The sequence below is a fragment of the Geomonas paludis genome (genome assembly GCF_014193585.1).
GTDB classification, from domain to species: Bacteria; Desulfobacterota; Desulfuromonadia; order Geobacterales; family Geobacteraceae; genus Geomonas; species Geomonas paludis.
In genome coordinates this window covers 18,667-38,548 of the sequence record NZ_BLXY01000011.1, presented here as the reverse complement: position 1 = coordinate 38,548, position 19,882 = coordinate 18,667, and the positions used below count along the sequence as shown (strand labels likewise).

Here is a 19,882-nt window from a genome sequence, read left to right as displayed (position 1 = left end):
CAGAGCCTAATTCGATAAAAGGAATTACCACATGCCTGCCAAAAGCATCTTCATCACCGGCACCGACACCGGTGTGGGAAAAACCATCGCATCGGCAACCATCGCCATGCTGCTGCGCCGGATGGGCCACAGCGTCGGCGTCATGAAGCCGGTTACCAGCGGCTGCATCGAGCGCGACGGCGCCCTGGTCTCCGAAGACGCGGAACTGCTCGCCTTCGCCGCCGGCGTCCCGGTAACCCAGGACTCCGCACCCTACCTGCTCCGGGCGCCCCTGGCACCTTCGGTATCCGCCAGCCAGGACGGCGTGCGCATCAGCTTCGACGCCATCAAAGAGGCCTACCAGAGACTCGCGGCACAGTACGACTTCGTCATCGTCGAAGGGGCCGGCGGACTGATGGTTCCCCTTGCCGGCGGGCTGCTGGTGGCCGATCTTGCCCTGCACCTGGGTCTTCCCATCGCCGTCGTCGCGCGCCCCAACCTGGGCACCATCAACCACACCCTGCTCACCACCTTCACCGCGCGTACCCTGGGACTCAAGGTGAAAGGTGTCATCGTCAATCGCTACCCGGACACCCCGGACCAGGCGGAAGCGTACGCGCCGCACATGATCGACTCCCTGTCCGGCGCACAGCTTCTGGGGCTTTTCCCCGACGTCACCGGGGAGAACGAGCAGGAAGTCGTGACCAGGTTGGCGGACCGGCTGCTGCAGATGCCCGCGACGGGGATCATGCTCCGGGAGATGTTTGAATAAACGAGAGGCCGTTCTACGTTCTATGTTCTACGTTCTACGTTGACGGCCCTGCAAACCCGCTCGAGGTTCAATGTTCAATGTTGACGGCAGTACATCCTTGATGGACACTTCATCGTGACTTGCTCCACCGCTTGATGCCATCTGGGCGCGGCGGTGGTTCTTTTTTGGGAGGACGACATGGTCGAATTGGATACCGAAACGCTCAGACGCTACGACAGCGAGTACCTTTGGCACCCCTTCACCCAGATGAGCGAGTGGGAAAACGCCGAAAACCTCATCATCACCCGCGGGGAAGGCTCCTACATCATCGACTCCGACGGCAACCGCTACCTGGACGGCGTCGCGGCCATCTGGACCAACGTGCACGGGCACTGCCGCAGGGAAATCAACGAGGCGGTCAAGGAACAGGTGGACCGGCTGGAACACTCCACCCTGCTCGGGCTCTCCAACGACCGTGCCGCCCTCCTGGCCAAGCGCCTGATCGACATCGCCCCCCCGGGGTTGGCCAAGGTCTTCTACTCCGACAACGGCTCCACCGCCGTCGAGATCGGGGTCAAGATGGCCTTCCAGTACCAGCAGCAGACCGGCAACACGCAGAAACAGAAGTTCATCCGCTTCGACAACGCCTACCACGGCGACACAGTCGGCTCCATGAGCGTGGGCGGCATCGCCATCTACCACGAGGTGTACGCCCCCCTGCTCTTCCCAACCATCAAGGCCCCCTCCCCCTACTGCTACCGCTGCCCCCTTTCCCCCGAGGGAGACTGTCACAGCTGCGGCCTTTTGTGTCTGCAGGAACTGGAGCGGCTCATGAAGGAGCACGCGCACGAACTGGCCGGTCTGGTGATCGAACCGTCCGTACAGGGCGCGGGCGGCATGATCGTGCAGCCTCCCGGTTTCGTCAAGGGGGTGCGCGAACTCTGCGACCGCTACGACGTCCTCATGATCGCCGACGAGGTCGCGGTGGGCTTTGGCCGCACCGGCGCCATGTTCGCCTGCGGCAAGGAAGGTGTGACGCCGGACATCATGGCCATTTCCAAGGGGATCTCGGCCGGTTACCTGCCGCTGGCCGCAACGCTCACCACCCGCAAGGTCTACGACGCCTTCTGGGGCGCCTACAGCGAGCTGAAAACCTTCTTCCACGGCCATACCTTCACCGGCAACCCGATCGCCTGCGCCGCGGCGCTGGCCAGCCTCGACCTGTTCGAAACGGACCGCCTGCTGGAGCGGCTTCCCGAGAAGATCGACTACATCCAGGACCGCCTGCAACGCCTCATGGAGGTGACCCACGTGGGCGACGTGCGCCAGGAAGGGATGATCGCCGGCATCGAGTTGGTGCGCGACCGTCACAGCCGCGAACCGTACCACTGGGAAGAGCGCGTCGGCGTCCGGGTCTGCCTGGAGGCGAGGAAACACGGCCTCTTCCTCCGCCCCCTGGGCAACGTGATCGTGGTGTTCCCTCCCCTTTCCATCTCGCTGGACGAGCTCGCCATCCTCATGGACGGCATCGAGGCCTCCATCCGCAGCGTCACCGAGTAGGACGACGCCCCTCCGAGCCTGACGTAGAAAGATCTGGCATCCAGCAAATTCATCCAGTAATATAATGAGCTTCGCCTCCACACCCCTCTCCCCCGGGGGGGAGGGGCAGGGGTGAGGGCGTCGCAGCCTGCACAGACGTTGCCCATGGCATCGCCCTCACCCGCCCTACGGGCACCCTCTCCCGCAGGGAGAGGGAACCAAGGCAAGATCATGCTGATTGGAAATGCAGTGGAGATAGCAGGCAATAGCTCAAGGAGTACTTCATGGAACTGATCGACAGCCATTCCCACATATACGGCAACGAGTACGCAGAGGACTTCGAGGCAATGATGGATCGCGCCAGGGAGGCGGGGGTCGGCACCATCATGGCCGTCGGCGCCGACCTGGAGTCGAGCCGCGAGGCGGTGGCGCTCGCCGCCACCCGCCCCAACATCTACTGCTCGGTGGGGATCCACCCGCACGACGCCGCCGGCGTCACCGAGGCGGACTACCAGGCCGTGCGCGAGCTCGCCCTGGGCAACCCCAAGGTGGTCGCCATCGGCGAGGTGGGTCTCGACTTCTTCCGCGACCGCTCCCCCCGTGCCGACCAGGAAGAGGTGTTCCGGCGTTTCATCCGCATGGCGCGGGAGCTTTCGCTGCCGCTCATCATCCACGACCGCGACGCCCACGACCGCATCGTCACCATTTTGAAGGAGGAAAAGGCTGACGAGGTGGGAGGGGTGCTGCACTGCTTCTCCGGCGACCTGGCCATGGCCCAGGAGTGCATCGAGATGAACTTCATGATCTCCATCCCGGGGACCGTCACCTACCCCTCCAACGAGGCGCTGCGGGAGTTGGTCCGCGGCGTGAAGATCGAGAAGCTCATGGTGGAAACGGACGCACCCTACCTCACCCCGGTGCCGCACCGCGGCAAGCGGAACGAGCCGGCCTTCGTCCGCTACGCCGCCGAGCGCATCGCCGAACTGAAGGGGCTCTCCCCGGAGGACGTCGGTCGCATCACCTCGTTCAACACCCGCCGACTGTTCCGGATCGACCAGCCGGCGCAGCAGGACACCATCGCCTACAAGATCCGCAACTCGCTCTACCTCAACATCACCAACCGCTGCTCGAACCGCTGCACCTTCTGCCCCAAGTTCGAGGAACTGTCGGTCAAGGGGCACGAGCTCAAGCTCTCTCACGAGCCGAATTTTGCCGAGGTTATCGCCTCCGTGGATGCGGCTTCGGATTACGACGAGGTGGTCTTCTGCGGGTTTGGCGAGCCGTTGATCAGGCTGGACCTGGTCAAGGAGGTGGCGGCGGAGCTGAAGCGGCGCGGGCTGCGGGTGAGGATCAATACCGACGGGCAGGCAAACCTGGTGCACGGCAGGAACATCCTGCCTGAGCTGGACGGGCTGGTGGATGCGCTCTCGGTGAGCCTCAACGCCGCCAATGCCGCCGATTACGAGCGGCTTTGCAACACACCGTTCGGTGCGGCGGGTTTCCAGGGGATCTGCGACTTCCTCAGGGAGGCGCCCAGGCACGTCCCACAGGTGACCGCCAGCGCGGTGACGGTGCCGGGACTGAGCGTGGACGAGGTCAGGGACCTGGCACAATCGCTGGGGGTGACGTTCCGGGAGCGGGAATACTCGGAGGTCGGCTAGGGAGTTCCGGCCGGCGGGAGGGTGAAGTAGAAGGTCGCCCCCTCGCCGGGCCTCCCCTCGCCCCACACCTTGCCGCCCATGCGCTCCAGCATGCGCAGTACCATGGACAGACCGAGCCCGTGCCCCTGGAAACGGCTGCCGTCGTGCAGCTTCTGGAACGGGATGAACAGCTTGCCGGCATCTGCCATCTCGAACCCTTCGCCGTTATCGCTTACGTAGCAGATCCCGTCCTTTTGTCCGAAGGCGATCCTGGTGCACCCTTTCAGGGCGCTGTACTTCCAGGCGTTGCCCAGCAGGTTTTCCATCACCCCTGACAACAGCCTCTGGTCGCCGGTGACCAGCACACCATCCTGGATCTCCAGCGCCACCTCGCGATCGGGGGCAGTGATCCTCAACTCCGCCAGGATGCGCCGCGCCATCAGGCTCAGGTCGACCGTTTCAAGAGACAGTTGCGCCGATTTCACCTCGGAGAAGTCGAGCATCCGGTCCAGGGTCTGCTCCATCCTTTCACCGCCGCTGATGATGCTGGCCAGGTATTCCCTGGCTGGCGCGTCCAGCGCCTGGCCGTACCCCTCCAGCAACAGTTCTCCATAGCCGTAGATCACGCGCAGCGGGGTGCGCAGGTCGTGGGAGACCGAGTCGTAGAGGAACTCGAGCTCGGCGTAGGCCTGGCTCAGCTCGGCGGTCCGTTCCGCTACCCGCCGCTCCAGGTGCTCGGAAGCCTTCCGGAGCTGCTCCGACAGCCTCCTCTCGTTGGCCAGGCGCATCGCGTTGCGGACGCTGATCCCGATCACCGGGGCGATCCCCTGGATCAGGTTGAGATCGCTTTGCAAAAGCCCCTCCTCCCGGGTGGCGTCGTCCACGGCCAGGACCCCGAGGGCCTCACCCTCGCAGACGATGGGAGCACAGATGAAGGAGCGGACTCCAAGCGCGCTGGCCAAGGCGAAGTTTTCCGGCACCGCCTGCCCGCGTATTTCCTCGATGTCGGAAACCAGCACCGGTTGCTGGGTGTGGAAACAGGTGACCACCACCCCGCGGGGGTGCCCCACGGCGAGCGGGAACTCGATGCGACGCAACTTTTCCTCGTCCTCGGGACTCAGCCCGAAACAGCCGCGCAGCACCAGGATGTTGCGCTGGGGATCGAGCAGGTAGATGGTGCCGCGGCCGTAGCCCAGCCGCTTGTGCAGGACCTGGTTCACGCTGGAGAGGATGTCGGACAGCTCGGTCCTGGTGGAGATGATCTGGCCGATCTCGTTGATGGCCAGGGCGCGGTCGAAGTTTTCCTGGACCTGCGACAGGAGCCGTTCGCTGGAGCTGCGCATGCTGGTCAGGGAGGAAAGCAGGGCCTTGCGCTCGATGTGGCGACTGAGCAGGGTGAAGCCCAGGTAGCAGAGCAGCCCGAGCAACAGGGGCAGACCCAGAACGCTGTGATTGTACAGCAGGTCGGCCAGGACCCCTCCGATCAGGAGCAGCGTGCTGATGCGCTGGGCCAGCAGCAGACGGTAGCTGGCCGATGGGCGCCACCTGATCAGGTAGCGGCACACCTCCCCCCCCTTGAAAATGCACTCGGTGTGCTCGATCTCGGGAAAGTCGTGGTCGAACAGCAGGAAGGCGGCTTCGAAAAAGCCCATCCGGTTCTCGCACTGGCGCGGGTTCTCCTGGACCCCCTCGTGGAAGGCGACGGTAAGCTCCACTTCGCGCGGACCGGTCTTGCGCGCGCTGCAACGGGAGGAACGCGTGAAGCGGGGGGCAATCCTGTTGATGAGATAGAAGATGTACTCGGGGCCGACCATGCCGAGGAAGAAGGACCTCAGCGGCCCCAGGGCGTCCGGCGAAGCGGAGTAGCGCCCGGCTTCCCGCGCGATGCCCGGCTCGCCGGTGATCTGCACCAGCTTGTCGTGAAACAGGTTCACCTGGCGCTGACTGAACCAGTGCCCAGGGTCGGCAACCTCGTGCTGTTTCATGCCGGCGTGCGCCAGCAAGGCCTGCGTGTCGACGTTGGGATACCGTTTACGAAGCAGCTTGAGATACGAGTCGAAGATACGACTGTTATAGAGAGGGGTGTCCGGAGACGTAGGCATCTGCAACCTTTCACGTATCGATGGCGCGGAATTCTACCTATTACGTAAAGGATAATCAAGTCAGATTATCTCCTACGCTACCTGCACATGGAAAAAGGATCTCTCCGCTCACTGCCAAGAAAAGGGGTGTTTAATCAGCGCGGGTTAGCAGCATGGCCAATGGAGAAGAAACGTGTGTATACTGTGACTACAATCCCCGTCAAAACGCGGGTGAAAGATAGCGTATAAAACACACCGAATTGTGATTCAAATTACTGACTTTATGGCTGGTAACTCGGATAGTATCATTGCGCAATACTCTATCTGGATCGAATATGAGTCTTGGCATAGAGTATAATGGCAGAGCATGCCCCCTGCTGAAACATAAAACGATAATTATATCACTGTAATGCAATGAGCCAATGAGTGTACTGCCACCCTGTTCCAGCTAAACACTCGGAATTTTTGGCGCAGAACGTGCTTGAAATCCATTTTCGGCAAGCATGCCCCCCCTCCGCTGCGAGGGATGACATGCATCATTGAAGCTGGAGCTTGACCTGTGAAACAGGACCTCGCGAACATGCCTTTTGGGGATTTGCTGACGGAGTTGAAGGGGCTCCCCATACTGGCACGGTACAGCCTAACGCTCTATCGCAGGCGTAACGGCACCGTTGCGTCCAGCGGGCGCTTCGAGTCGTGCGCCACGGTCGTCGAGGATCCCCTGTGCCGCGAGGTGTCGCGACATTTCTTCGAAGAGAACATGGAGGTCTTCTTCGAGGAGGGCACCCCCTCGGTCTGCCGCTACGGCGGCGGTTTTTTCGGCTTCCTCATCCCCTTCACCCTCTCCGGCGAAGACCTCTGCCTGGTGGGCGACGGCGTCCGCGAAGAATCGATTGATTTGTGGCAGTTGGCGTCGCTGGCACGCAAGGGCGGGGATGCCTTTTCGCTGCTTCCTTACGTGGAATCGCTTTGTACCGCCAGCTACGAGGAGGTGGAAGAGGTCGCCGAGCAGGTCAGGCGCAGGATCGAGTCATACCGCCTCCCGGCGCGCCGTCACAACGAACGGCCCGCCGTTGCGGTCGCCCAGGAACCGGTCGGCGACGAGGCGCTGTACGCCGTGTCCCAGGCCCTGGAGCGGCTGGACAACATCGGCACCGTCACGGGCTGCATCGCCATCTGTTGCGAAACCATCGTCACGACCTTCCAGGCTGCACGGGTCGCAGTCGCCCTCCCGGACTCGGAACGAAAGTCGTTCTCCGTGACCGGAATGTGGGGCCTTCCCGAACAGTTGGGCACCCTGAGCATGGAGGCGCTGCAACTGTTCACCGCGCCGGGCCGGGCAAAAAAGACCGTGCTCTGGGAGGGGAAGCTGCGCGAAACGCTCCCGGAGGTGCGCGCCACCGTCTGCACCACCTTCCCCCTCAAGGCCCAGGAGGAGCGGCTGGGGTTCCTGGCCATCTTCGACACCGACCTCCCTCCCAACGCCGCGCTGCTCATTTCCATGCTCGCCGGCGCCATGGCGGGGAAACTCTCCGCGCTGGACAGGGACGCCACCCGCAGCAAGGAGAGCGCCCTGTCCGAGCGCCTCATGTCGCTTACCGACACGCTGCTGCAGATCGACAGCAAGGACCTGCTCTACGAGTCCATCCTGAAGATCGCCTCCGACCTCATCGACGCCACCCAGGGGTCCATCATGCTGATCGACAAGGACGGCGTGGGCATGCAGATCGTCTTCACCCTGGGCATGACGCTCAACATCGCCCGCTGCCTGCAGCTCAAGGTCGGCAAAGGGATCGCCGGCATGGTCGCCAAGACCGGGCAGCCGCTCCTGGTCAACGACGTCGAAAAGGACAGCAGGGTCGCCATGGCCAACCGGCTCCGCTTCAAGTCCAAGTCGCTGATCTGCATCCCGCTCAAGCTCAAGGACAAGGTGATCGGGGTACTGAACCTTTCCGACAAGAAGAACCTGCGCCCGTTCACCCATGCCGACCTGATGCTGCTCACCTCCTTTGCCAACCTCGCCTCGCTCATGATCGAGCGCACCGAGGTGCTGGAGGAGTCGGTCCGCTTCGAGCAACTCTCGGTCACCGACCCCTTAACCGGCCTGTACAATCGCCGCTTCCTGAAGAGCCGCCTCGAGGAGGAACTGAACCGGAGCGCGCGCCAGGGTCTCAACCTCACCATCATCTTCATCGATCTCGATTTCTTCAAGAGCTACAACGACCTGTGCGGACACCTGGCCGGGGACGAAGCGCTCAAAATCACCGCGGACATCATCAAGGAGTCGCTGAGGGAAATGGACATCGTGGCGCGCTACGGCGGCGAGGAGTTCTGCGCCGTGCTGCCGGGCACCTCCAAGGCCGAGGCGATGATCGTGGCGGAGCGGATCCGTTTCGAGATCGAAAGCAAGCGCTTCCCGGGCGAGAGCGACATCCCGCTGCGCCGCCTCACCGCGAGCCTCGGCGTGGCTTCCTTCCCCGAGGACGGCAGGAGCTTCAACGACCTGGTGCACGCCTCCGACATCGCCCTGTACGAAGCCAAGGCGCGCGGCCGCAACCGGATCGTGGCGGCACGGACCTCGTCCCAGCAGGGCGAATCCAGACACGGAGCAGCCGAGGCCCGCCCCGCGGCGACGCACTCGAATCTCGCTAAGACCCTGGATTTCAACGCTTATCTGGAAGCCTCGCTGCAGTCCAAAGGCTGACGTCGCCCCGGCCGCCGCCCCTCCCCCGCCCCGGGCGCCTTCCTCTTTCCGGTTTCCTTCCCGGTCATCTCAAAGTTTTCTAAGTCATACAACGTTTTAATAGTGAAAAACTATCGAAATCATGATAATACTCGCTACGCGTAATGTATGGATGCCTGACATCCCTTTGAGAAGCTTTGGCACACTCACAAAACCGCCAACACCACAGTTTCTCCTGTCGTCCTCCCGGCGGCCATGAGGTAGTGATGAAAGACGCCAGCAAGATTTTACAATTTGCCCGGCCAGATACTGTAATAGAGTTTTCGCCCGGATCCGAGAAGGAGGTCGGGCTCAATAAGCTGATCAACAAACTCAACTTCATCAACTTCCAAGAAGAATCCATCCTCGTCAATTTCAGACACACCAAATACCCCCGATCGGTAACACTCGAAGCAGTCCCCCTCCCCTGTTTGAACAACAAGCTCGAATGCCGCTGGGTCGCGGTCGAATCCATCAATACCGCCACCAACGGCTGCGCCTTCGAGAGCATCTTCGTGGTCAGCGGCCACCGCATGATCACGGCCACACCGGAACTGATCAGCATCAGCGACCAGGGCGCCGTGTTCCTGCTTCCCGAGAAATGCATCGAGGTGAACTACCGCAAGTCCCGGCGCCACCCCTGCCAGGGGGTCTCCGCGGAACTGTTCCAAAACGGCGCCCGCTTCCAGGGGACCCTGATCGACTTCAGCGCGGTTTCCTTCCGGGTCCAGATCCACGGCGACGGCAGCCGCACCTTCAACTGGATCAACAGCGACGCGCCGCTGCAGGTGGTGTTGACCAACGACAGCACCACCTTGTACTCCGCGGAGTGCCGCATCACGTCGCAGACGCTCGGGCACCGGGACCGGATCTATCTGCTGGAGCCGCTGCAGGGGCGCATGCAGCGTTTCAAGGCCAAGGACGTGCGCAGCTGCCGCCACGAACTGCTCCCCCTCCCCAACGCCGTGTTCCGGCACCCCTTCAGCCAGAAGACCATCGACCTCAAGGTGCTCGACATCTCCGGGTCCGGCTTCTCCGTCTGTGAGGACGCGGAAGCGAGCGTGCTGCTGCCGGGGATGATCCTGCCCGAGCTCGAGCTGCGCATCGGCAACAGCTTCGCCACCAAGTGCGCCGCGCAGGTGGTCTACCGCGAGGACGCCGCCAAGAAGGAAAAGGCGCCCGTGGTGAAGTCCGGGCTCTGTTTCCTGGACATGGACATCCGGGACCACGTCAGCCTGCTGTCGCTGCTCTATCTCGCCAAAAACCGCCACTCCTACGTGAGCACGCAGGTGGACCTGGACGAGTTGTGGCAATTCTTCTTCGACACCGGCTTCATCTACCCGGAGAAGTACCACTTCGTGCAGGTGAACAAGGCCCATCTCAAGGAGACCTACCGCAGGCTGTACACGGAGAATCCCGGCATCGCGCGCCACTTCATCTACCAGGAGCATGGCAACATCCTGGGGCACATGGCGATGCTGCGCTTCTACCAGGGGACCTGGTTGGTGCACCACCACGCCGCCAATAAATCCGAGTCCAACCATGCCGGGCTCGTCGTCCTGGACCACCTGTCCAACTCCATCAACGATTCCTACAACCTCAAGTCGTCCCACATGGACTACCTGATCTGCTACTACAAGCCGGAGAACCGCTTCCCGGCGCGCATCTTCGGCGGCTTCGAGAAGCAGGCGGACGACAAGAAGGGGTGCTCCACCGACACCTTCGTCTACTTCCACTACCAGCGCGCCTTCTCGGAGGACTGGAACTTCTCCGGCCCCTGGAGCCTCGCCCGCACCACGCGCGAGGACCTGCACGAACTGGAGGCGTTCTACGAGCAGCACAGCGGCGGCCTCATGCTGAACGCGCTCGACCTCGAACCCGGTGTAGACGGGTGCGAGGAACTGTCGCAGCAGTACCAGCAGGCGGGCTTCTCGCTGCAGCGCCACCTCTACACCCTGAAGCGCAACAGCATGGTCAAGGCGGTGCTCATGATCAACATCTCCGACGTCGGGCTGAACCTCTCCGACCTCACCAACAGCGTCAAGGTGCTGGTGCTGGACCAGGAGCAGTTCCCCAAGGACATCCTGATGATCGCCCTGTCCATCATCACCCACAAGTACCAGCAAAACGAGATTCCGGTGATGGTGTACCCGGAAAGCTACGCGGAGGCGACCAACCTCCCCTTCGAGCGCAAGTACACCATGTGGGCCTTCAACACCCAGACCCAGACTTCCAACTTCATCAAGTTCCTCGGCGACCTCCACAGCCGCACCAAGAGCAGAAAGACACAGGGGACAGCGGCCAACGACAGCTAGGGCGAAGAGATGAACACACCGCTATACAACAGCAGCATCATCGATACGTACATCAAGCTCATCAAGAGCAAGTACAACTTCGTCAACATCGGGGAGCTGCTGAGCTACGCCAAGATGAGCCCGCTCGAGGTGGCCGACCAGGGACACTGGTTCACCCAGGAACAGGTCAACCTCTTCTACGAGCGCCTGCTCAAGCTGACCGGCAACGAGAACATCGCGCGCGAGGCGGGACGCTACGCGGCCTCCCCCGAGGCCATGGGAATACTCAGGCAGTACTTCCTGGGGCTGGTCGGGCCGGCCCGGGCCTACAGCCTCATCGGCGACACCGTCAACAGCAACGTGGTCAGGTCCTCGGTCTACACCTCCAGGCAGTTAGGCGCCAACAGCTACGAGATCACGGTCACCCCGAGGCCGGGGACCCACGAGGAGCCGTTCCAGTGCCAGAACCGGATCGGCTTCTTCGAGGCCGTCGCCAACCTCTTTCACCCCCGACTCCCCCGCATCGAGCACCCCGAGTGCATGTTCAACGGCGACCCGGTCTGCCGCTACATCGTCACCTGGGAGCAGACCGAGGCCGGATTCTGGCAGTTCACCCGCAACTACGCCGCCATCGCCATCCTGATCATCATCGCCTTTTGCTACCAGGCCAACCAGGTGCAGACCATATTCATGGTGGCCCCCTGGGCGCTGGTATTGCTGCTGGCCATCAAGATCTGCTCGCTGCGCAGTGAAAAGAACGCCCTGGTCACCAGCCAGAAAAGCCTGAAGGACCTCACCGACAACCTGTTCAAGCGCATGGAGATCAACTACAACAACGCGCTGGTCACCAACGAGATCGGCCAGGTCATCAGCAGGCAGACCGAGGTGCGGGAGATCCTCTCCAGCGTGATCCAGATCCTGGAGAAGCGCCTCGATTACAGCCGCGGCCTGATCCTGCTCAGCAACCCCGAGAATTCGCGCCTGGTGTTCCAGGCCGGCTTCGGCTACCACGACGAACAGCTCGCCTTCCTGGGCAAGACCACCTTTCACCTGGACCGCCCCGACTCCAAGGGGGTGTTCGTGATCTCCTTCCGCGAGCAGCGCCCCTTCCTGGTGGCCGACGTCAAGGACATCGAGGGGAACCTCTCCGGCAAGAGCCAGAACTTCGCCAAGCAGCTCCTCTCCCAGACCTTCATCTGCTGCCCCATCATCTGCGAAGGGGAATCGCTGGGGATCATCGCGGTCGACAACCTGAAATCGAAGCGGCCGCTGGTGCAAAGCGACGTTTCGCTTTTGATGGGGATCGCGCCCGTCATCGGCATCAGCATCCGCAACGCCAAGCTGCACGAGGCGAAGTCGAACCAGTTCAGCTCCTTCCTGAAGGTCATGGCGGCCTCCATCGACGCCCGTGACCCGCTCACCGCCGGCCACTCCGAAAAGGTCACCGAGTATTCCGACGAGATTTGCGAGGAACTGGGGCTGCCGCGGGCGGAGCGGGAGATGATCCGGGTGGCGGCGCTCCTGCACGACTACGGCAAGATCGGGGTGCCCGACGCGATACTGAAGAAAAACGGCAGGCTCTCCGACCTCGAGTACGAGATCGTCAAGACGCACTGCCACAAGACGCGCGACATCCTGGAGCAGGTCAATTTCGAGGGGATCTACCGGGAGGTGCCCGAGATCGCCGGCGCGCACCACGAAAAGATCGATGGCACCGGCTATCCCAAGGGTTTGAAGGGAAAGGACATCCCGCTGGGGTCGAAGATCATCGCGGTGGCCGACTTCTACGAGGCGGTGACCTCGCAGCGCCACTACCGCGCCCCGATGCCGGTCGACGAGGCGTACCGGCTGCTACGGGAAGGGGCCGGCACCCATTTCGACCGCAACATCGTCGAGGCGCTGATCACCTGCCGGCAGCGGGCCGCCCAGGAGGAGGAACGCGCCGCGCGGAAGGAAGCCTAGGGCTTGCGGCCGCGGCAGGAGATGATCGGGGTGTAGGTGAAGCGGCGGGGGTTGGCGAAGAAGGCGCGGAACTCGTCCAGGAACTCATCGTACCCCCCTTGGTACTCGTTGAAGTCGTAGCCTGACCGCTTGGCGGCCACCTCGACCTTCCTGGTCCAGTTGAACTCGTCCACCTCCTTCAACTCGCCGAAGATCTGGTGGTGCGCCTCGACCTTGACGTCGATGTCCTGGAAGCCCAGGTCGTAGAGGAAGGAGTAGAGTTTCCTGCCGACGTAGGGGTCGAAGTTGTCGTTTTCCTCGAGGCTCTTGATGGTGGCGGCCACGGCGCGCTCCATGCGCGGGGAATGGCCGAAGTGGCTCAGGCAGTTGTGGTCCAGGTCGATCAGGCAGAGTATGCCTCCCGGTTTCAGTGCTGCCGCAATGTTGCGCACCAGTTCGAAGCAGTTGGAGAGGTGGTACTCGAGCACGAAACGGCACCAGGCAAAGTCGAACTGCCCCAGCCCGGTGAGCGGCTGATACAGGTCGCACTGCTGGAAACTGACCGTGGAGGAGCCGTAGTGCTGGCGGGCAAAGGCGAGCCGCTGTTCGGAAAGGTCGACGCCGACGGCGCGCCCCCCCGGCTGCACCAGTTCGCCGAGCATGCTGGTCGTCTTGCCGGGGCCGCAGCCGATGTCGATGACGCTCATTCCCGGTGCGAGGCCGGCCCAGCGGGCCTGCTTCTCGGTCACCGCGTTGTCTGTTTTCATATCAAGCCGAAGGGACTCCTCGGCGTGTTCCATCAGGTATGGTCTTTCACAGTGCATCACTGCTCCCGTTAACGGTTTTGAATGATTAGACTTTTAGCACGAACCTTCGTGGCTAGTCAACCACGACAGCCATGTTACCCGTTGCCGCGACGATTCGTCAACGGCGCAACACGACAGAAATCAAAATCATGCTTTCAATACCAGGAGGATCTATGAACTACAGGAAGAGCCTGATCGCCGGGATGGTCGTTTCGGCGGTCGCGCTGGGAGCCGGTGCTCCTTCGTCCGCACGAGCCGCCGGCTATGCCGTCTTCACCCACGGGGCCAGCGCCCTGGGCCAGGGCAACGCGGTTACCGCCCACACCAGCGATGCCAGCACCATCTTCTACAACCCGGCGCTGATTAACAAGCTGGACGGGACCCAGGTGCTCGCCGGCACCACCGCCATCATCTCCTCGCGCGAGTACAGCAGTTCCGCCGGCGGCAATGACGCCTCCAACGACTCGGTCTTCTTCCCGAGCCACCTCTACGTGACCCACAAGTTCAACGACCAGGCCAGCGCCGGCCTCGGCATCTTCAACCCCTTCGGGCTGGGGACCAGGTGGGACAGCAACTGGGACGGCCGCTACATCGCGACCAAGTCAACCCTGAGGACCTTCGACATCAACCCCGTCTTCTCCTACCGCGTGATCCCTTCCCTCACGCTGGCCGCCGGCCTCGACGTGATGCTCCTCGACGCCACCCTGGAGCGCAAGGTCTTCACCGGAGGCCCTGACGTCGGATCCAAGTTCAAGGGTGACGGCACCGGGGTGGGCTTCAACGTCGGCGCGGCCTACGACATCACCCGAGACCTGACCGTGGGCGCCTCGTATCGCAGCCAGGTCCACGTCGACATCTCCGGCGATGCGACCTTCTCGGTCCCCGCCTTCAACAGCGGCGGCAAAACCGACCTCACCCTGCCGCCGCAGTTCACCGCGGGTGTCGCCTACAAAGGGATCGACAAGCTCACCATGGAAGCCGGCGTGCGCTGGGAAGGGTGGTCCAAGTTCAAGAGCCTGGAAATCAGGCTGGACAACAATCGCTTGGTGATGCAGAGGGACTGGAAGGATACTTGGGGGCTCAACCTTGGCGGCAGATACCAGCTCGACCCGAGGGTCGCCCTTTCCGCCGGCTACGTCTACGGCGGCAGTGCCGTGCCCAACAGCACCTTCGAGCCCTCCATCCCGGACGCCAAGACCCATGTATTCTGCGCAGGCACCGACGTCGACCTCAAGCCCTTTACCGTCGCCCTCGCCTACGGCTACCAGTACTATGAGAACCGCAACAAAACCAATACCATCGGCGTGCCCTTACTCCCGACCAGCACCGCCAACGGCAAGTACCAAAGCGATGCCCACCTCGTCGCCCTCTCGCTGGGGTACAAGTTTTAGCAGAAGGGACAGGCTCCGTCAGGTGCCTGTCCCTCTAGCGGGACACTCCTTTCAGCACAGCCACCCTACAAAAACCAAGGGGACAGGCACCTGGCGGAGCCAGTCCCCTCCTCCGCAGCTGCGGCGCATGATGCATGAAAAAAGGCCTCTCCCGAATCAGGAGAGGCCTTTTCTATTATTTCCCTCGCCCGCCGGGAGAGGGTGGCCGAAGGCCGGGTGAGGGCGTCGGCAGCTGCGCCTATGGCGCCGGGAACTTTGCCGTCCCCTACCCTACTTCTTGGCGAACTTCGGGTCCAGGCTGCGCGCCAGGTCGTCGTAGGCGACCAGCGCCTTGATCTGCGGGGCCGTCTTCTTCACCGTGGCGTCGAAGAGCTGCAGCTTGCCGTTGAAGACCTGGGCCTTGTTGCGCAGCGACGTTGTGCTCTCGGCCAGGAAGCTCTTCTCGGCCTTCTCGTCGCTCTTCAGGAAGGACTTCGCCTTGGTGAGCGCCTCGTCCCCGGAACCCACGTAGTGGTTCACGCTCTCGAGGAACGAAAGCGACGAGGCGGAAAGCTGGCTGGTCGTGGTGAGCCGGTCCTGCACCTCGGTCATCCCCTTCAGGAGGTCCTGGTCGGCGAAGCGCACCAGGTCCGACACGTCCTGGTTGTAGGTCGGCTTGTTCGGGTCCAGCGCGTCGGCGCGGGACAGAAACTGCTGCGAGGTCACCAGGTACTTGTTGATGGAGACCGAAGCCGCGCCTAGGGAGACCGCGGAATCGGAGACGAACTTGGTGAAGAGGGACGCCTGCCCCGCGTACGGGATCGGGAAGAACCTTACGAAACGAGCGGCGACCGAGCTGGCCTGGATGTACTTGGAGTAGCTGGCGACGTGTCCGGACATCCACTTCACGTAGCTCTCGAATTCCGCCATGGACTGGCGCTGGGCGCGCACGTCGGCGGTGATTTCCTTGAGCTTCTTGGAGTTGCGGGCGGCAAGGTCGGTGGAACTGATGCTGCAGCTCTCCATGGCCTTCAGCTTCTCCTGCAAGAGCGCGTTTTCCTTGGTGAGTGCCGCGATGGTGGCGGACTGGTCCGCAGGCGCTGCGGCGACAGGCGCCGGGATGGCAGTCGTGGGTACAGTAGCCGGGACGGCTTCCGAAGCTCCGGCCTGGGCGGTGATCAAGCTCGCGCCAAGCAGGGAAACGGCGATAACGATGCGAATCTGCACGGTATGCTCCTGGTAGGAAATTCGAACCAACTGCGAGGGAAGATACATCAATCGCCGCAGGCACACAAACAAAAAAGGTTCCCGGCGTAGTAGAAGGGACTGGCTCCGTTTCGGTGCCTGTCCCTCTGGCGGGAACGCTCCATTCCGCCAATCCTACCTTACCCAAGCCAAAGGGGACAGGCACCTTACGGAGCCAGTCCCCTCCTTCACAGTTCCTTCAAAAGACGGCCGCGGCCTCACGTCCACCCCCTTGTGAAAGGGGGGACGGGGGGGATTTGCTTTGCATCGCTGAGACAGTGGGGATCCCCCTCACAAAAAAACGGGCCGCGCATTCCTGCGCGGCCCAAATAAAGGAACAACTGATGAAGCTGCTACTCTACTACTTCTCCTTGAAGCCGATGCGGTACCCGAACCCCTTGGGGTCGTAAAAGTCCAGCACCTTGCCCCCCACTTCCGCGTATGGGTAGCCGAAGGTGTTGAGCGGCGCGCCCGCCTGCGGCGGGTTGAGCACCAGGTCGCGACCCGAGGCGATCTTGAAGCGGTAGGGATCGATGCCGCCCCAGAAGTAGTCGCGGTATTCGCGGGTCTTGGCGTCCTTCAGCTCCAGCTTTTCCACCAGCATCGCCTTTCTCACGTCCGCCGGGTCAACCGGCACCCAGCCGGTGCCCGGGAGGAAGAACTCGACCCAGCAGTGCTGCCAGGTGGTGATGTCTTCTTCCGCCTTCTTGCCCAGACGCAGCCCGAACACCTCGCGCGCCGGCACCCCGGCCGCACGAGCGAGCGCGATGTACACCGAGGAGATGTCGGTGCACTTGCCGCCCGGCTTTTTCAGCAGTTCGCAGACGTCACCCTTGCCGCACCCTACCGTGGCCGGGTCGCGGTACATGTTTTCGCAGGCCCAGTCGTAGATGGCCTTCGCCTTGTCGAGAACGGTGGTCTTCCCCTTCACGATGCTGTCCGCCAGCTTCTTCACCTCGCCGTCCACCGGCCCCAGCGAGGTCGGTTTCAGGTACTCGGCATAGTCGGCGCTGTTCCAGGCCGGCTCCTTGGCGGACAGGTCCTTGACCCTGACCTCTTCGCGCTGGACATTGAAGCTGTAAACGAGCTTCCTGCTCTTGGCGCTCTTGTCCCACTGCGCGTAGAGCATCGGCGTGCCGTTGGCCTGGTCGGTGTAGACGGCCGAGGAAGCGAAATCGCCGCTCACCTTGACGTCGGTCACGTTCTGGTTGACATCGGAGACCGCGTAGGGGATCCAGAGCCTGGTCTCCTTGCCCGCCTCCTGCTTGGAAAGATCGACCTCGACGGTGACCTGGCCGCTGCGGCTCTTGGCCCAGGCGGCAGGGGTGACACAGAGGGAAAACGCCAGCATCGACAACAACAACCTCTTCATTCGTGCTCCTTTGTTACTGGAAGTAGTGGAATAAAAACAGCGTCTAAAGCTGCGATTTTACGACCGGGAAGCCAGCCTCTTTCCACTCGGCAAGGATGGCCTGGAAGATGGAGGGGTAGGCGAGCTTGGTCAGTTTTCTATAGGCGGAATAACTGCGCCCACCGCTGTTGCAGTAGACGATGATTCCTTTCTCTTTGGGCAGCACGCCCGACTTGGCGGCGAAGGTCTCCGCGGGGATGTTGATCGCCCCCTCGATGTGCCCCTCGGCGAACTCGAACTCGTCGCGGACGTCGACCAGCACGTAGCCGTCCTTTTTCTCCGCCAGGATCTGCTTGAGCTGCACCGGGGTGAGCTTGGTGGTCTCGACCTTCTTGGCGTACTCCGGGCCCGCCACGATCGGGTACCCCTTCTCTTCCCAGACCGGGTAGCCGTCGGCATAGATGACGAGGTTGGTGTAACCGGCCTCTTTGGCCTTCACGGCGACCTTCTTGCTCTTGCCGCACTTCACCCCGTTGCAGTAGAGGACGATCAGCGCCCCCTTGTCCTTGGGGAGCAGCGCGATATTCTTCTCGAACTCCTTGTCCGGAATGCTGATTGCCGTCACCAGGTGTGCCACCTGGTACTCGTCGTTGGTGCGGGCGTCAACCAGCGTGAAGGCCCGTTTCTCTTCCAGCATGTCCCTCAACACCTCGCTGGAGACCGTTTTGAAATCGACATCCGCGGCAAAAAGCGGCCCCGCAGCAGCCAGAACCAGGAAAAGCGTTATCAGGGAAAGGATCGATGTGCCGAGCAAGCGGGTGATGCTTTTCATGGTGATCTCCTTTTGATGTGCATGGCATGTCAGATTCGAAATGGACCCTACAGTCGTGGAACATCCCGCCGTGCCGCGCGCCTTTCAACGGCGGACTCCCTTCCCGGCGTCGATCATTTCCAGGAATGCCTCGATGCGGACCTTCAACTGTTCGGTGTCGAACTCGGAATAATCGGTTTCGATCTGCAGGAAAGGGACCTGGGCCGCCTCCAAGTGGCGCTTAACCGTGAACGATTCCACGTTGTAGGTATGGCACCCCTGCCAGGTGAGGTCGATCACCCCGTCCGCCTGGAACTCCCGCACCAACTCGTCGAGCAACAGCAGGCGACCGGAATTGGGAGACATGCAGGAGCAGGGAACACGCAGGTACCTCTCCGCTATGGAGCGCAGCAGGTCGTTGCCCGGCACCACCGGGTCCACCTTCTTGTAACCGCCACAACTCTCGAAGCAGACCACGCTCCCGCCAACCTCCTCGATCAGGCGCACCACCTTCTCGGAGCCCAGCCCGACCGGGCCACCGGTCAGCACGATGCGCGGAGTATCGGCCCGGAACGGCGACACCCCCTGATCGCTCAAGTCGGTCAGTTCCCGGGTCAGCCTGTCGATCAGGTCAATCGCTTCACGCTTGTCCACCGTGAAGCCCCGGTTGTGCAGCACGCCCAGCAGATCCAGTCCCGAAATGGGAGCCGGTTTCCTTTTCAGCACATCCTGCAGTCTTTTCAGCGAGCGCCTCTCCTCGTTGATCAGCAGGACCGCGGCAGCGAGCTTCTCCGGCGTGATCTCCACTTCGAAGGTCTGCTCCAGGCGCGTAATCAGGCGCTTGAGCTCGAGGACCCAGTAATCCAGCGCGGCCTCGTCCTTTACTTGGGGCAACTGCATGAGATGCACCGGTTTCAGCTCACCCAGCAGTTCGTACATCTTCTTCTTGCCGTCGCAGGTAGTCTCGGCGAGCAGCAGGTCGGAGAAATGAAAGAAGGGACAGGTGTCGGTGACGGCGAACCCGTAGCTCGATTTGATCAGCGGGCACAGCGATCGGGGCAGCACCTTCTCGGCTGCCGGGATGGGAGTCGCGCTGGTGCCGCACAGGGACACCGGTATCGCCCCCGCGGCGACGATCAACTCCACCGGCGAGAAGAGGCAATAGGTGCCGACCACCTTCCTGCCACGGTCTTTGGCGACCTTGACGGCGATGGCGTTACGTTCCCGGAGACTTCCCACCTCGGTGAGGGCGGCACAGACGGCCGTCATATCATTCCTGCTGCTGGCATGGTTGTATCTCGCTGAAAGCCCTGTGAGGAGCACGTGGAGGACGCAGTTAAAAGCACAGACAT

13 protein-coding genes are annotated in these 19,882 nt (G+C 62.2%); 7 read left to right on the top strand and 6 right to left on the bottom strand.

The genetic code is table 11. The features are described 5' to 3' along the window. Nucleotides 1-31 precede the first annotated feature (31 nt). The 3 genes from bioD (at nucleotide 32) to H7687_RS17850 (ending at nucleotide 3,930) form a co-directional block, all read left to right on the top strand. Nucleotides 32-751: a dethiobiotin synthase gene (gene bioD, locus H7687_RS17860; RefSeq protein ID WP_183349933.1), complete on the top strand. Its 720-nt coding sequence runs from the start codon at nucleotides 32-34 to the stop codon at nucleotides 749-751. A gap of 177 nt (nucleotides 752-928) precedes the next feature. Then, nucleotides 929-2,290, top strand: a complete 1,362-nt coding sequence (gene bioA / locus H7687_RS17855) for an adenosylmethionine--8-amino-7-oxononanoate transaminase (protein WP_183349931.1) — start codon at nucleotides 929-931, stop codon at nucleotides 2,288-2,290. A gap of 263 nt (nucleotides 2,291-2,553) precedes the next feature. Then, nucleotides 2,554-3,930 (top strand): TatD family hydrolase, encoded by a 1,377-nt coding sequence (locus H7687_RS17850; protein ID WP_183349929.1) that lies wholly within the window; start codon nucleotides 2,554-2,556, stop codon nucleotides 3,928-3,930. Here the strand turns inward: H7687_RS17850 and H7687_RS17845 are convergent. Further along, on the bottom strand, nucleotides 3,927-6,011 hold the full coding sequence (locus H7687_RS17845; RefSeq protein ID WP_183349927.1) for a sensor histidine kinase: 2,085 nt from the start codon (nucleotides 6,009-6,011) through the stop codon (nucleotides 3,927-3,929). The two genes, H7687_RS17850 and H7687_RS17845, sit on opposite strands and share 4 nt — an antisense overlap. A 559-nt stretch (nucleotides 6,012-6,570) precedes the next feature. Here H7687_RS17845 and H7687_RS17840 point away from each other — a divergent pair. From H7687_RS17840 to H7687_RS17830, 3 genes are all read left to right on the top strand, one after another. Then, nucleotides 6,571-8,694, top strand: coding sequence for a sensor domain-containing diguanylate cyclase (locus H7687_RS17840; RefSeq protein ID WP_183349924.1), 2,124 nt, complete (start codon nucleotides 6,571-6,573; stop codon nucleotides 8,692-8,694). A 449-nt stretch (nucleotides 8,695-9,143) separates the two neighbouring features. Then, nucleotides 9,144-11,027: a PilZ domain-containing protein gene (locus H7687_RS17835; protein ID WP_246404982.1), complete on the top strand. Its 1,884-nt coding sequence runs from the start codon at nucleotides 9,144-9,146 to the stop codon at nucleotides 11,025-11,027. A 9-nt stretch (nucleotides 11,028-11,036) separates the two neighbouring features. Beyond that, nucleotides 11,037-12,968 carry an HD domain-containing phosphohydrolase gene (locus H7687_RS17830; protein ID WP_183349921.1) on the top strand — a complete coding sequence of 644 codons (1,932 nt, stop codon included), beginning with the start codon at nucleotides 11,037-11,039 and terminating at the stop codon, nucleotides 12,966-12,968. On the opposite strand, the gene H7687_RS17825 is transcribed toward H7687_RS17830, so the two are convergent. Further along, nucleotides 12,965-13,714 (bottom strand): methyltransferase domain-containing protein, encoded by a 750-nt coding sequence (locus H7687_RS17825; protein ID WP_246404981.1) that lies wholly within the window; start codon nucleotides 13,712-13,714, stop codon nucleotides 12,965-12,967. The two genes, H7687_RS17830 and H7687_RS17825, sit on opposite strands and share 4 nt — an antisense overlap. Nucleotides 13,715-13,926: 212 nt before the next feature. On the opposite strand from H7687_RS17825, the gene H7687_RS17820 reads away from it, so the two are divergent. Then, nucleotides 13,927-15,144 (top strand): OmpP1/FadL family transporter, encoded by a 1,218-nt coding sequence (locus H7687_RS17820; RefSeq protein ID WP_183349917.1) that lies wholly within the window; start codon nucleotides 13,927-13,929, stop codon nucleotides 15,142-15,144. Between the two features lie 270 nt (nucleotides 15,145-15,414). On the opposite strand, the gene H7687_RS17815 is transcribed toward H7687_RS17820, so the two are convergent. From H7687_RS17815 to H7687_RS17800, 4 genes are all read right to left on the bottom strand, one after another. Then, the gene (locus H7687_RS17815; RefSeq protein WP_183349915.1) at nucleotides 15,415-16,350 is read right to left on the bottom strand and encodes a hypothetical protein; all 936 of its coding nucleotides are present in this window, start codon (nucleotides 16,348-16,350) and stop codon (nucleotides 15,415-15,417) included. 379 nt (nucleotides 16,351-16,729) lie between these two features. Continuing rightward, nucleotides 16,730-17,740, bottom strand: a complete 1,011-nt coding sequence (locus H7687_RS17810) for a transglutaminase-like domain-containing protein (protein WP_183349913.1) — start codon at nucleotides 17,738-17,740, stop codon at nucleotides 16,730-16,732. Nucleotides 17,741-17,783: 43 nt separating this feature from the next. Then, a complete protein-coding gene (locus tag H7687_RS17805; protein ID WP_183349911.1) occupies nucleotides 17,784-18,551 on the bottom strand; it encodes a rhodanese-like domain-containing protein in 768 nt (255 codons plus the stop codon). An 84-nt stretch (nucleotides 18,552-18,635) separates the two neighbouring features. Continuing rightward, on the bottom strand, nucleotides 18,636-19,799 hold the full coding sequence (locus H7687_RS17800) for a double-cubane-cluster-containing anaerobic reductase (protein WP_183349909.1): 1,164 nt from the start codon (nucleotides 19,797-19,799) through the stop codon (nucleotides 18,636-18,638). Nucleotides 19,800-19,882 lie beyond the last annotated feature (83 nt).

What these genes read in the sequence shown, in the direction of transcription:
- bioD (WP_183349933.1), top strand. Translation starts at nt 32, where the DNA reads ATGCCTGCCAAAAGCATCTTCATCACCGGCACCGACACCGGTGTGGGA.
- bioA (WP_183349931.1), top strand. Translation starts at nt 929, where the DNA reads ATGGTCGAATTGGATACCGAAACGCTCAGACGCTACGACAGCGAGTAC.
- H7687_RS17850 (WP_183349929.1), top strand. Translation starts at nt 2,554, where the DNA reads ATGGAACTGATCGACAGCCATTCCCACATATACGGCAACGAGTACGCA.
- H7687_RS17845 (WP_183349927.1), bottom strand. Translation starts at nt 6,011, where the DNA reads ATGCCTACGTCTCCGGACACCCCTCTCTATAACAGTCGTATCTTCGAC.
- H7687_RS17840 (WP_183349924.1), top strand. Translation starts at nt 6,571, where the DNA reads ATGCCTTTTGGGGATTTGCTGACGGAGTTGAAGGGGCTCCCCATACTG.
- H7687_RS17830 (WP_183349921.1), top strand. Translation starts at nt 11,037, where the DNA reads ATGAACACACCGCTATACAACAGCAGCATCATCGATACGTACATCAAG.
- H7687_RS17825 (WP_246404981.1), bottom strand. Translation starts at nt 13,714, where the DNA reads ATGAAAACAGACAACGCGGTGACCGAGAAGCAGGCCCGCTGGGCCGGC.
- H7687_RS17820 (WP_183349917.1), top strand. Translation starts at nt 13,927, where the DNA reads ATGAACTACAGGAAGAGCCTGATCGCCGGGATGGTCGTTTCGGCGGTC.
- H7687_RS17810 (WP_183349913.1), bottom strand. Translation starts at nt 17,740, where the DNA reads ATGAAGAGGTTGTTGTTGTCGATGCTGGCGTTTTCCCTCTGTGTCACC.
- H7687_RS17805 (WP_183349911.1), bottom strand. Translation starts at nt 18,551, where the DNA reads ATGAAAAGCATCACCCGCTTGCTCGGCACATCGATCCTTTCCCTGATA.
- H7687_RS17800 (WP_183349909.1), bottom strand. Translation starts at nt 19,799, where the DNA reads ATGACGGCCGTCTGTGCCGCCCTCACCGAGGTGGGAAGTCTCCGGGAA.